This window comes from Chryseobacterium aurantiacum (genome assembly GCF_003020585.1).
Classification (GTDB): Bacteria; Bacteroidota; Bacteroidia; order Flavobacteriales; family Weeksellaceae; genus Chryseobacterium; species Chryseobacterium aurantiacum.
This window is the reverse complement of sequence record NZ_PXUE01000001.1, coordinates 302,554-314,750: the sequence shown is the minus strand read 5'-3', so window position 1 is coordinate 314,750 and position 12,197 is coordinate 302,554. Positions and strand designations below refer to the sequence as shown.

At 34.3% G+C, this 12,197-nt stretch carries 12 protein-coding genes; 11 read left to right on the top strand and 1 reads right to left on the bottom strand.

The window, feature by feature from the left end:
- The first annotated feature begins 153 nt into the window (after nt 1–153).
- From C7D53_RS01450 to C7D53_RS01425, 6 genes are all read left to right on the top strand, one after another.
- Complete coding sequence (locus C7D53_RS01450) at nt 154–756, top strand: CDP-alcohol phosphatidyltransferase family protein (RefSeq protein WP_106914631.1); 603 nt, start codon at nt 154–156, stop codon at nt 754–756.
- Nucleotides 746–1,549 (top strand): phosphatidate cytidylyltransferase, encoded by an 804-nt coding sequence (locus C7D53_RS01445; protein ID WP_106914630.1) that lies wholly within the window; start codon nt 746–748, stop codon nt 1,547–1,549. Before C7D53_RS01450 ends, C7D53_RS01445 begins: the two co-directional genes overlap by 11 nt.
- A gap of 4 nt (nt 1,550–1,553) precedes the next feature.
- Nucleotides 1,554–2,597, top strand: coding sequence for a patatin-like phospholipase family protein (locus tag C7D53_RS01440; protein WP_106914629.1), 1,044 nt, complete (start codon nt 1,554–1,556; stop codon nt 2,595–2,597).
- 406 nt (nt 2,598–3,003) lie between these two features.
- Nucleotides 3,004–3,759 carry an SDR family NAD(P)-dependent oxidoreductase gene (locus tag C7D53_RS01435; RefSeq protein WP_106914628.1) on the top strand — a complete coding sequence of 252 codons (756 nt, stop codon included), beginning with the start codon at nt 3,004–3,006 and terminating at the stop codon, nt 3,757–3,759.
- The gene (locus C7D53_RS01430; protein ID WP_106914627.1) at nt 3,672–5,042 is read left to right on the top strand and encodes a phosphatase PAP2 family protein; all 1,371 of its coding nucleotides are present in this window, start codon (nt 3,672–3,674) and stop codon (nt 5,040–5,042) included. The genes C7D53_RS01435 and C7D53_RS01430 overlap by 88 nt, the downstream gene beginning before the upstream one ends.
- Before the next feature lie 3 nt (nt 5,043–5,045).
- Nucleotides 5,046–6,746 (top strand): bifunctional alpha/beta hydrolase/class I SAM-dependent methyltransferase, encoded by a 1,701-nt coding sequence (locus C7D53_RS01425; protein ID WP_106914626.1) that lies wholly within the window; start codon nt 5,046–5,048, stop codon nt 6,744–6,746.
- A gap of 114 nt (nt 6,747–6,860) precedes the next feature.
- On the opposite strand, the gene C7D53_RS01420 is transcribed toward C7D53_RS01425, so the two are convergent.
- Nucleotides 6,861–7,427, bottom strand: coding sequence for a YceI family protein (locus C7D53_RS01420; RefSeq protein ID WP_106914625.1), 567 nt, complete (start codon nt 7,425–7,427; stop codon nt 6,861–6,863).
- Nucleotides 7,428–7,568: 141 nt separating this feature from the next.
- Here C7D53_RS01420 and radA point away from each other — a divergent pair, with 141 nt between their 5' ends.
- From radA to C7D53_RS01395, 5 genes are read left to right on the top strand one after another with little or no spacing between them, the layout of a single operon-like run.
- A complete protein-coding gene (gene radA / locus C7D53_RS01415; RefSeq protein ID WP_106914624.1) occupies nt 7,569–8,918 on the top strand; it encodes a DNA repair protein RadA in 1,350 nt (449 codons plus the stop codon).
- Nucleotides 8,919–8,931: 13 nt separating this feature from the next.
- Nucleotides 8,932–10,062, top strand: a complete 1,131-nt coding sequence (locus C7D53_RS01410; protein ID WP_106914623.1) for an AraC family transcriptional regulator — start codon at nt 8,932–8,934, stop codon at nt 10,060–10,062.
- Nucleotides 10,063–10,110: 48 nt separating this feature from the next.
- A complete protein-coding gene (locus tag C7D53_RS01405; protein WP_106914622.1) occupies nt 10,111–10,782 on the top strand; it encodes a class I SAM-dependent DNA methyltransferase in 672 nt (223 codons plus the stop codon).
- Nucleotides 10,779–11,486 (top strand): VanW family protein, encoded by a 708-nt coding sequence (locus C7D53_RS01400; RefSeq protein WP_106914621.1) that lies wholly within the window; start codon nt 10,779–10,781, stop codon nt 11,484–11,486. The genes C7D53_RS01405 and C7D53_RS01400 overlap by 4 nt, the downstream gene beginning before the upstream one ends.
- Nucleotides 11,483–12,079 (top strand): acyl carrier protein phosphodiesterase, encoded by a 597-nt coding sequence (locus C7D53_RS01395; protein WP_106914620.1) that lies wholly within the window; start codon nt 11,483–11,485, stop codon nt 12,077–12,079. The genes C7D53_RS01400 and C7D53_RS01395 overlap by 4 nt, the downstream gene beginning before the upstream one ends.
- The last annotated feature ends 118 nt before the right edge of the window (nt 12,080–12,197 follow it).

The window sequence follows — 12,197 nt, the reverse complement described above, 5'->3', positions numbered from 1 at the left end:
TAGATTAGGTTTGTGCAAAGTTATGGGAAAAAGAAACACAAAGCAATCTTTTACGTTTTGAAAATGAGAAAACATGCTTCAAACAATTATAAAACCTGATTAAAATTTTTATCTATATTTGATATAAGCGAATGACAAAAAGTAAAAACAACCATGATTTCCGTCTATAAATTAAAACCAAAATTCCAGCAGCTGCTCACTCCTGTTTTATTATTTTTAAATAAAAATGGGATTACTGCCAACCAGATTACCATCAGTTCAATCCTCTTATCAGTAGTAATCGGAGTATTATTTTGGAATGCAGATGTTTCGAAATGGTTTTTCCTAAGCCTTCCTATTGGACTGATTTTGCGAATGGCCCTGAATGCATTGGACGGAATGATGGCCAGAAGATTTAATCAAACCAGCAAATTAGGAGAAGTTTTGAATGAAGTAGGTGATATCGTTTCTGATGTCATTATATTTTTTCCTTTGCTCAAATTTCAATCTGAAAGTTTATACCTGATTGTTATTTTCATTGTTTTAAGTGTTATTAATGAATTTGCAGGACTGATGGGGAAAATTGTAGGAAAAGAACGCCGCTACGATGGTCCTATGGGGAAAAGTGACCGCGCCCTTATGTTAGGATTGTATGGTTTACTGATTTTTTTTGGAGTAAGCATCACCGCTATTTCAAATTATATTTTTGGTATTATTATAATTCTTCTCCTTATCAGTACCTATACCAGACTTAAGAAATCTCTGAATGAAGCCTGAAGAAAATAAATTTGCAGATGTTCCTTTAAGAGTAAAAACATGGATCTATATCATTATTGTTTTCGCTCTCGGAATTTCACATCCTCTTGCCACTGCCATTTTTGTTTCATGGATAGGCGCACAATCTTTCTTTGAATTTTCAAGGATGTTTAAAGTTCATGAAAAACCTATTATTCCATCTTTATTCATTGGAGTTTTACAGTTTTTTCTATTTTACTTTTTAAATATTGAAAATTACTTCGTGTACGGCTCCCTGTTGGGAATTGTTGTATTGCTTTATTTTTTCCTGCTCAAGGCATCTACCCAACAATTGATAGGAATTTTCATGGCTTTAATAGTCTGCCTTTTTGCTTTTCCTCATCTGTTGTGGATAAGAAATACTTCCAATGGTCTGAGCTCCATCATCTTCGTTGTTGTAGTAACAGAATTGAATGACGTTTTTCAGTACCTGATGGGTAAGTTCTTTGGAAAACATAAAATAGTCCCTAAAATTAGCCCTAATAAGACACTGGAGGGGTTTATCGGTGGGGTTTTTCTTACCATAGTATTAAGCAATATTTTAGGTTTTTTTTTACTTCAAACAGATATTATAACCAATAGCATTATTGGATTAACACTGGGAATTTCCGGATTTTGCGGAGATATATTCATGTCCTATTTAAAACGAAAAACAAATGTAAAGGATACGGGTCATCTTCTTCCCGGGCACGGAGGCCTTTTGGATAGAATGGACAGCCTCATTTTCAATGCTCCTTTATTTTTCTGGATATTATCATTTTTGATCAAGAATTAAAATCATGGGCGAAAAATTTAAAAGAGCTGTAATTTTTTCAGGAGGTGGAACAAGGTTAATGATTTACCTTGGAATTTTTGCAGCTCTGGATGAACTGAATATGAAGCCTGATATCCTTATCGCATCATGTGGTGGATCATTTGCAGCAACTGTTATCAATGCTTTTCCGGATCATATTTCAAGAAAAGAATACCTGAAATCTGAGGAATATTTTCAGTTTGTATCAAAAACTACCTTAACAAGACACAGGAAGCTTTCTGAAATAGGGATTTTTTCATTAAAAAAATGCTTTGACAAAAGAAAGGCTCCTTTTATTGAAGATATCTTCAACAGACATCTGGTTGAAATGCCTCAGGATCTTACCGAATGTTTTCCCTCCATAAAAAACACCTTATTTTCAAAAGAAATTCCATCCGTCATCATAGGTTCTGAACTTCTGTTTACCCCAAAGGATTCTCTACAGCTTAGAAATGAAAAAAAACTCTTTCAAAAAATAATTTTCACAGATCCTGAAACCGCCCAAAGAATAGATAAAGAGTACATTATCTCCCAACCCAAGAGCTTTATAAATAGTGCTGTTGAAGAAAGATCAAAAATTATCACCGATTTTTCCATTCTTGAAAGTACCAGAGCTTCTGTTTCGGATATGTTTTATGTAGAACCTCTCTCTCTTCACGATAGATATTTCATGGGCGGAGTAATAGATCTGGTACCTATGGAATTGGCAAGACATCTTTCCCAAGAAGTGATTACGGAAAAAAAGCAATCCTATACTTCAATAGAAGAGGCACTTATTCGTTCTGTTTTTGGATTCAGTGCTAATGAGAGACTGCAGGAAACGGAAAACATAATCTCCGAATTTCAAATTGATACCACCGGAATAAAGCAAGATCTTAAAGGGCATTATCTGGAAAAAAGGATCAACTGGAAAAAGCTGGAGATCGATTTTTCCTTTCCGAAAACGTATCAACAATTTGCAGAGGATATGGAAATGCAGTGGCAATATGGTTTTGATCAAACAATGAAAAATATGAGGGACCAATTATAATTTTTTACACTTAAGTTTTTTTAAGTGACAACCTTTTCGTTTATAAAGTATACTTAAATTTTTGCCCTCAACCAGTTTTTTAATTGATAAGTCTGTTTACACTTAACCGCAAAAGTCACAAAAGGTTTTATTTTTTTAACACTTTAGTACACTTTAGAAAGCGTAAGGAAATACTGCACAATTAAGTTCACATAAGATGAAAATCTTTGATTTTCAACAAAACTTGAGTGTCCTTCCTTGTACACAAAGTATATCACTTAAATAGCTTAAGTGTTTAAAAAGCTTTTGTATATCTTTTGTGGTTTAATAAAAAAGTTTAAACAGCTTTGATAATAAATCCCTCCCATTATCCTACTTTCACTTTTAAAATTTATTTTTACATAAAATTGAAAATCACAAAATACCCATGAATGTTTTTATTGCAGGCGGAACCTCAGGCATCGGCTATTCTCTGGCCAAGCACTATCTTTCAAAAGGATACTGTGTAGGAATCTGTGGAAGAAACCTTGCAAAAATACAGGAGAACAGCTTTAATAATTTACAGGCATATCAGGCAGATGTTTGTGAGATGAATTCCATTTCATCTGCATTAGAGTCTTTTCTGATGGATAAAAAAAAACTGGATATTTTTATTAACTGTGCTGGGAGCTATGCTGAAGATGTGGCAGAAAAGATTTCCTATGAAGAAGCAGAAGAAATGCTTCAGACCAATATTTTAGGGACTGTTAATTGCTTTGAGGCAGCCAGAAAAGCAATGAAAAATCAAAAAAATGGAAGCATAGCAGTTATAGCTTCAGTTTCGGGGATATTAGACTATGAAAACTCCAGCCTTTATACTAAGACGAAAAGATCTGTGATACAGATTGCTGAGGCATACCGCCGCGCATTGAAGCCTTTTGGAATTTCCATTACCACTATTGCTCCCGGATATGTAGATACCGAAAAACTAAGGCAGCTAAACCAAAATGATTTAAATAAAAAACCTTTCCTTACTAATCTGGAAACAGCCACTTATATTATTTCCGAAGCTATTGAAAACAAAGAGAGGTTAATTATTTTCCCAACAAAAATGAAATGGATGATGAGATCGTTATCCCTACTTCCCTCTTCTTTATTAAATATAATCATGTTCAGAAAAGCCAAATGGATGAAAAACGATTAAAAATAAAGCAAAAGATTTATGCACTGATTCTTTGTTCCGTTGTATTCATGTTGGTGTACAATTATACGGCATGGTATATTTCAACATTGGCGGAGGTTCCATCATTCATTTTTGATTTTGAAAAATATATACCTTTCATTCCATGGACAATTATTCCATATATGACAAGCGGATTGTTTTTCTGCGTGGTATTTTTTCTCTGTAAAAGCAAGGAACAGCTTAAGAATTTAACACAAAGAATGATTTTCGTAACCATTCTTTCCGGAATTTGCTTTTTTTTATTTCCCTTACAATTCTCTCTTCCCAAACCTGAAACTAACAATCCTTTTTTGGGATATTCTTTTCAGTTTTTAAAGACTTTTGATTCTCCTTTTAACCAGGCCCCTTCCTTACATATTGCTTATGCCTTTATTTTTTGGACTGTTTTCAGAAATAGAAAAAAAGGAAAGTTTTTTATTATGCTTTGGCTTATTCTTTTGGGAGCTTCCACATTAACGACTTATCAGCATCATTTCATTGACGTCATAACAGGAAGTTTAGCTGCCCATATCAGTTTTATTATCTTTCCTTACCGTAAAAAAGACTTCCGATACAGAAATTTTCAAGTTGCCAATTATTATTTTTTATCAAGCTGGATATTTATTTTGTTCGCCCTATTGTTGAATCAATTTTCAGGGTATCCCGGATTCATTTTACTATGGCCGGCTTTAATGACTTTTTCCATTGGATATCATTATCAAAAAAATAATATTTACTTTTTGAAGGATCAAAATGGAAACATGACGTGGATAAAAAAAATATTTTATACACCATATCTTTTAATGTATCGGGGATTTTGGAAATTTTTAAGGAAAAACAAAAACCCTGCTGGACCTATTCCCCATCTCTATATTTCATCAAGGCCTGATCGTAATATTGTTGAACGATTGAAGATTAATAAAAACACTTTCGTCTATGATTTATCCCCTGAAATGGAGGAAATATCATTATTAAAAGAGCAATCCTCTTATCATTTTCATCCTATTCTGGATATTGGAAGCTTTGATATTGAGGATACCCAAAGACTGATTGCTGAAATTTCTAACCAATATAAACACCTTCCAAAAGATGGGAAGATTCTAATTCATTGTACGATGGGCTTTACCAGAAGTTCTGTTATTGGAATTTTAGTTATCAAAAATATTTTATCTTTACCTTTAGAGGAAGCAATAACCATAATGAAAACCAGCAACAAGAATATGATCATTCATTCTTATCTGCAGGATTTTTTGAAAAAAAATTAAACTATGAACAGCGGACATTTTACGAGTTTTGATAACCATGAGATTTTTTATCGCGAATGGAATTATCAGCCACAACAAAAAAGTATCATCATGATCCACCGTGGTCACGAGCATTCCGAAAGGCTTAATGACATTGCTCAATCCGCACAGTTTTCAAAATACAATATCTTCGCATTTGACCTCCGCGGACATGGTCTTACAAAAACAAAAACCTCATCTGTTTTCATGGATTATGTTCGGGATTTGGATTCGTTTTCCAAGTTTCTTTATTCAAAATATGATGTAAAAATTTCGGATATTTTTGTAGTTGCCAACAGCATTGGTGGAGTGGTTGCTTCTGCCTGGGCCCATGATTTTGCGCCTAAAATTGCAGGAATGGCTCTTCTTGCTCCGGCATTCAGGATCAACCTTATTGTTCCTCTGGCCAATGAAATGATTACTTTGGGAACTAAGCTAAAAAAAGGCTTGATTATCAAAAGCTATGTAAAATCTAAAATGCTTACTCATGACCCCGAGCAACAAAAAGCCTACGATACAGATCCATTGATCTCAAGATCCATTGATGCCGAATTACTCATTGATCTCGCCAAAGCCGGTAAACGTTTAGTAGAAGATGCCGAAGCTATAGACACCCCTACTTTAATCTTAGCCGTTGAAAAAGATCATGTTGTTTTCAATAAGGATCAGAAAATTTTCCATGATAAATTGGATACAGATTTAAAACAATATGAGGTTCTGCCAGATTTCTTTCACGGTATCTTATTTGACTCCGGAAGAGAAAAGGTGTATGATAAAATTGTGGATTTTACAGAAAAATGCTTCAACAGATCTCCAAGACAGTCTAACCTATCACCCGACTCATTTTCTATAAAAGAATATCAGGATCTTCAAAATAATATTGGAAATAATCTGAATTTTAAGCTTCAAAAGCTTTCACTGGGAAACATCGGAAAAATAAGTAACGGAATGGCTATCGGATTAAAATACGGCTTTGACTCCGGTGCTTCATTGGATTATGTGTATCAAAATAAACCAAGTGGAAAATTCGGTTTTGGAAAAATGATGGATAAAAATTACCTCAATGCAATCGGCTGGAGAGGAATTCGTATCAGAAAACAACATTTACTTCAACTTTTAGAACAAAATATTCAAATTCTGAAACAGCAAGGCAGACCTATCAAAATTCTGGATATTGCAGGCGGCACAGGAAATTATTTATTTGACATTAAGAAGAAATATCCGGAAGCTGAGATTGTTATCAATGAATTTGTAAAATCCAATATTGAAATTGGAGAAAGGGTGATTAAGGAAAATAATTATCAAAAAGTCAGGTTTACCAATTTCGATTGTTTCGATCCTGAAACCTATAAAAAACTGGATTTTGAACCTAATATTACAATTGTATCAGGTATTCTGGAACTTTTTGGAGACAATGAAATGGCCAGCAGAGCTATTCGTGGAGTGACTTCCCTCTCAGAAAAAAACTCCTACCTTGTTTACACTGGCCAGCCTTGGCATCCACAACTGAAAATGATCGCCTATGTTTTGAATAATCATCAAAACAAAGATTGGATTATGAGAAGACGTTCACAGAAAGAACTGGACAAAATTATGGCTTTCAATGCCGTTCAAAAAGACAGCATGCTGATTGATAATTTTGGAATTTTTACGGTTTCCTCCGGGAAAATAAATGTTCCGGACTGATTTATTCTTTCCCAAAATTCACCAATGGTATAGACCAGTCATTAACAAAATTATTAAGTATAAAAAAGGCTTTTCAAACTGTTTGAAAAGCCTTTTTTATTATTTATGTAGAAATTATTTCTTAACCAATTCAAGATAAACGCTAATATCAACATCCTTTGCAATACCTGTTCCTGTTGGATCATAATTGATATCATAATCAAGACGATTGATGGTAAATTTCCCCTGAAGTCCCATTACCTCTTTTCCTTCTTTATTTTTTGCTATTCCACCCATTGTTACAGGTATACTGATATCCTTAGTTGTTTCCTTTATTGTCAGTTTTCCGTTTAATACATAAGATCCCTTATCCTTAGCAACAGAAGTGCCTACAAATTTCATATCAGGATATTTTCCGACTGCAAAAAAGTCTTTGCTTTTAAGGTGGTTATCTCTCATCTCCACCCCTGTATTGATGGTTTCTGTAGAAATATTTATATCAAATGCTGCATTATCCAGACTGGTACCTTTTGTTGCAACAGTTCCTCCAAATTTATCAAATCTTCCCTGCACAAAGCTGATTCCCATATGTTTTATGGTAAAATTCACGGAAGAATGCATGGGATCTATTTCCCAATTATTCTGTGCAAAGGAGAAAACGCTTAAAAATGTGAATACAAAGGATAAGAATAGTTTTTTCATTGTAATTATATTTTACATTAATATTTTAATTTTAGCAAAGCTAAGATATGAAAGATATTTCTATCGTTGACCTATGTTATTTTTTGATATTTAAATCCACTTAAATCTCGAAAGAAAAATGCTTTTTTATAACTTCGCAGTATGGCAAAACTGAAAACGGCATATTTCTGTCAAAACTGCGGAACACAATATTCTCAATGGATGGGGCAATGCAAAAATTGTGGAGAATGGAATACCCTGGTGGAAGAAGTTGTGGAAAAGACTTCTCACAAGGCTGTACCATTCTCAAAAACCAAGCAACATGTCATCAATATCATCGAGGTGGAAACCAGTGAAGAACCGAGAATAAAAACTCCGTCTGAAGAACTGAATCGTGTTTTGGGAGGCGGAATTGTATTAGGTTCTGTAACCTTAATTGGTGGTGAACCCGGAATCGGAAAATCTACTCTTTTGCTGCAGCTTGCCTTAAAAATGAAGAAAAAAATCTTCTATGTTTCAGGGGAAGAAAGTGCTTCTCAGATTAAAATGAGAGCTGACAGGCTAACGGATATTCAAAACCCAAACTGTTTTCTTTTCACAGAAACCTCACTGGAAAAAATTCTTCACGAAGCCAAAAAACTGGAACCGGATTTTATGATCATTGATTCTATCCAGACGCTTCAGTCACAACTTATAGAAAGTTCTCCGGGAACAGTATCTCAAATTAGGGAATGTTCCAATGAGATCATTAAATATGCCAAAGAAAACAGCATTCCTGTATTTCTGGTGGGCCACATTACCAAAGACGGCCAAATAGCAGGGCCCAAAGTATTGGAACACATGGTAGATGTAGTTTTGAATTTTGACGGAGACCGAAATCACCTTTTCAGATTGCTGAGAGCTAATAAAAATCGTTTTGGATCTACTTCTGAAATCGGAATCTACGAAATGATCTCCCAAGGATTAAAAGAAATTAAAAATCCATCTGAAATTCTTATCACAAAGAAATTTGAGGAACTTTCAGGAAATTCGGTTGCAGTAACTCTGGAGGGAAACAGACCTATGCTTTTGGAAATTCAGGCTCTGGTAAGTACGGCAGTTTATGGTACTCCGCAGAGAAGCTCTACGGGCTTTGATTCAAAAAGGTTGAATATGCTGTTGGCGGTACTGGAAAAAAGAGCAGGTTTTCAACTTGGGGCAAAGGATGTTTTCCTTAATATTACAGGAGGAATAAAGACTGATGACCCTGCATTGGATTTGGCGGTCATTGCATCTGTACTTTCTTCTAGTGAAGATATTGCTATTTCTGAACATTATTGTTTTGCGGGAGAGATTGGATTAAGTGGAGAGATTCGTCCGGTTGCCCAGGTTGAGCAGAGAATTACCGAAGCTGAAAAGCTGGGATATGAAAAGATATTCGTTTCTAATCTTAATAAAATTCCGAAAAGAAAATTTGGGATTAAGATTGAGGAAGTAAGCAAAATTGAAGATTTCCATGAAAGACTTTTTTAGAAAAAAATAAAAAATGCAACTCGAAAATATTCAGAAGTTTGTGCTTGTACTGCTTTATGGAGGATTAACCTTGCTTTCATTTGCCGTACTGATTAATCCCATGCGCGTTAACAGAAAGGCCAACTTCTTTTTCGGGATGTTTACTTTGTTGTGGTCTAGCTACTGGGTTCTGGATATTTTACATTTTTGTGGGATTTCGCCCCATCCCTTGTTTGCCTATTTTCTTTATGCGCTGCAAATCTTCACTCCCATTCTTCTGTTTTTCAGTGTGGTATTTTTTATCAATCCTGATTACAGATTTAAAAGAGTGGATTTCGTTTGTCTGATTACTCCTGTAATCTACTGGATATTACTTTGCAATATAGAAAACAACCCTGTCATCCGAAGTATTGTAATGCTTATTGATGTTTCTCATAATCTCCCATATATTGCTCTTATTTATTTTAAAATCAGAAAGCATCAAAAGAGAATAGAATCCATTTCAGCCAATACCGAAAATATCGATCTGCAATGGCTAATCAAACTGAGTCTTCTTCTTTTTGTAACCATTATTATAACGGTTGGATATGAACTGTTCAATACTTTTGTGTATAAAATGCATCAGCATCTGGTGATGGATTTACTCTTTTTATTTATTGTTTACAGCACACTATATTATGTACTTCGGCAAAAGGAAATTTATCCGGTAGATAAAAACCAGCGTGAAGAGCTTCTTTCTATAGAACAGGAAAGTGAATCTGACGAAACATCCAGAAAAAAACTAATTTCAGATCATGAATTTGAATCTTTACAACAAAGATTAATCATCTTAATGGAAACAGAAAAACCTTATCTGGATGGTGATCTTAATCTGTTGAAACTATCTGACAAGGTTCAGATGAATGCCCATCAGCTTTCTTATCTTCTCAATAATGGGTTTCAGGAAAACTTCTTTTATTTTGTAAATAAATACAGGGTAGAACATGCAAAGAAAATGCTTACTGATGATTCTTTTCAAAAACTTTCCATATTAGGAATTGCCTTTGAATCCGGCTTCAATTCAAAGACTGCTTTTAATACTATTTTTAAAAAGATGACAGATATGACTCCATCAGAATTTAGAAAAAAATGCAGTGGCACTGCTCACCTCAATAAATCTAAATAAAAATTGTAGAAGTCAGTAAAATTAAAGATCTTAACAGAAGATTTTTAAATGATGAAAACAAATATCCGGGAATATTACAGTAACCTTGCAGAATCCTATGATGACAATCGTTTCGGGAATTCCTATGGAAAATATATTGACCAACAGGAAAGATCGTTTTTAACGTCCTTTTTTCAGGGTAAAAAATATTCCACTGTTTTGGATTTGGGATGTGGAACAGGCCGACTGCTCAATTTTGCTACTCATGGAACAGACTTCAGTGAGAAAATGCTGGATGTTGCCAGACAAAAAAAACCTGAAAAAACCCTTGCTTTAGGAGAAATTTCGGACATTCCTTTTCACAATGAGTTTGATTGTATTTTCTGTTTTCATGTGATTATGCATCAAAATAAGGATGAGACAAAAGCATTTTTAAGTGAATGTTATCAGAAGTTAAATGAAACCGGAACTTTAATTTTCGATTATCCTGTGAAAACCAGAAAAAAAACTGTTTCTCCGCAGGAGGACTGGCATGCCGGCAATAGTTTTTCCGCTTCAGAAATTTTAGAGATGTCAAAAGGTCGTTGGAAAATTAAAAATACAACAGGAATCCTTTTTTTTCCGATTCACAGATTACCGAAATCTTTAAGAAAATTCTTTTTGCCACTGGATATTCTACTTTGCAGGACTTTCCTAAAAAACTGGGCATCCTATCACATTACCGTTTTAGAAAAGATATGAAAAAACAATTGAAAAACTGGATTCCTCATTCATGGAAGCTACAGATAAAGCTTTTGCAACGGTACGTTGATGAAAAGAAAAATAACCATTCTTATCCTAGTGAATATCTTTCAGAAAATATAGGCGAATATTCTGTTAAGCTCCAACAGGTCATTAAAAAGGGAGCTTTTCATCATAATAAAATTCATAATTTAAAAATTGTTGGAAATAAGGTCAATAATCTTGTGATTCATCCCGGTGAGGTATTTTCTTTCTGGAAAATGGTTGGAAAGCCAAGCGAAAAAAATAATTTTAAGGAAGGAAGAAATTTAATCAAAAATAATATTTCAAGTGATTTGGGTGGTGGAATCTGCCAATTTTCTTCAATCTTATATTTCCTGGCTCTTCAGTCCGGGTTGAAGATTTTAGAAAGATTTCCTCATTCTATGGATATTTATAAAGAGGAAGAACGTTTTACTCCTTTGGGTTCAGACTGCACGGTTGTTTATGGCTATAAAGATCTGCAGATTCAAAATCCGTTTGTTTTTCCTGTTCAGCTTAAATGCGTGATTAATGATGAAGAGCTTCACCTCAGCCTGATTTCTCCCGAAGAATTAAATCTACAGGAAATTCAATTTAAATATCTTGAAACAGAAAAAGGGGTTTGGGTGGAAACGTTACGCAATAGTAAAACTTTGTCTAAAAATTTCTATATTCGTTTATGAATTATTTGGCTCATTCCTTTCTCACTTTTACTGACGGGCAAATTGTTGGTCAGTTTTTGGAAGATTTCATCCGAAACAGGGACAGGTTTTCTTTTCCTAAGGATATTCAGGATGGAATTACTCTTCACAGAGCTATTGACACGTTTACAGACTCCCACCCTGCTATACATGAGGCTAAAAAGGTTTTCGCTCCTTTAGTAAGGCTTTATGCCGGAGCTTTTGTAGATGTCTCTATGGATTATTTTGTAGCCAATGATCTTTCCTTACATTCCCTTTCAGAATGGAAAGCGCATTCTCTTCGAGTTTACAGGGTATTGAATGCGAATGAAGAATGGCTTCCGGAGAATTTCAAAAAAATGCTGGTTAAAATGGAGCATGATGACTGGTTGTATAATTATCGTGAAGATTGGGGCATTAAGTTCAGTATTCAAAATGTTCTGAACAAGGCCCAATATCTGGATAAGGATATTCCTGTTTTTGAGGCTTTTTTAGACAACAAAAAGTATCTTCAGCAATGCTATGATGATTTTTTTCCTGATCTTTTAAGCCATGCTAAAGAAATCAACACTCTTTTATCACTAGAAAATAATTAATTTAAAATAAAAAAACACCTACCCGATAAAAGGTAAGTGTTATATAAAGTTGTGTTATTAGAATTTTTTTTTGCCTGAATATTTTATAGAAAAGCCATTGGGGAACACTTATCTATCA

Bases quoted from the DNA above. Each gene is read 5' to 3' on its own strand.
- C7D53_RS01405 (WP_106914622.1), top strand. From the start codon at position 10,111: ATGATGAAAACAAATATCCGGGAATATTACAGTAACCTTGCAGAATCC.
- C7D53_RS01450 (WP_106914631.1), top strand. From the start codon at position 154: ATGATTTCCGTCTATAAATTAAAACCAAAATTCCAGCAGCTGCTCACT.
- C7D53_RS01425 (WP_106914626.1), top strand. From the start codon at position 5,046: ATGAACAGCGGACATTTTACGAGTTTTGATAACCATGAGATTTTTTAT.
- C7D53_RS01395 (WP_106914620.1), top strand. From the start codon at position 11,483: ATGAATTATTTGGCTCATTCCTTTCTCACTTTTACTGACGGGCAAATT.
- radA (WP_106914624.1), top strand. From the start codon at position 7,569: ATGGCAAAACTGAAAACGGCATATTTCTGTCAAAACTGCGGAACACAA.
- C7D53_RS01445 (WP_106914630.1), top strand. From the start codon at position 746: ATGAAGCCTGAAGAAAATAAATTTGCAGATGTTCCTTTAAGAGTAAAA.
- C7D53_RS01440 (WP_106914629.1), top strand. From the start codon at position 1,554: ATGGGCGAAAAATTTAAAAGAGCTGTAATTTTTTCAGGAGGTGGAACA.
- C7D53_RS01435 (WP_106914628.1), top strand. From the start codon at position 3,004: ATGAATGTTTTTATTGCAGGCGGAACCTCAGGCATCGGCTATTCTCTG.
- C7D53_RS01400 (WP_106914621.1), top strand. From the start codon at position 10,779: ATGAAAAAACAATTGAAAAACTGGATTCCTCATTCATGGAAGCTACAG.
- C7D53_RS01420 (WP_106914625.1), bottom strand. From the start codon at position 7,427: ATGAAAAAACTATTCTTATCCTTTGTATTCACATTTTTAAGCGTTTTC.
- C7D53_RS01430 (WP_106914627.1), top strand. From the start codon at position 3,672: ATGGATGATGAGATCGTTATCCCTACTTCCCTCTTCTTTATTAAATAT.
- C7D53_RS01410 (WP_106914623.1), top strand. From the start codon at position 8,932: ATGCAACTCGAAAATATTCAGAAGTTTGTGCTTGTACTGCTTTATGGA.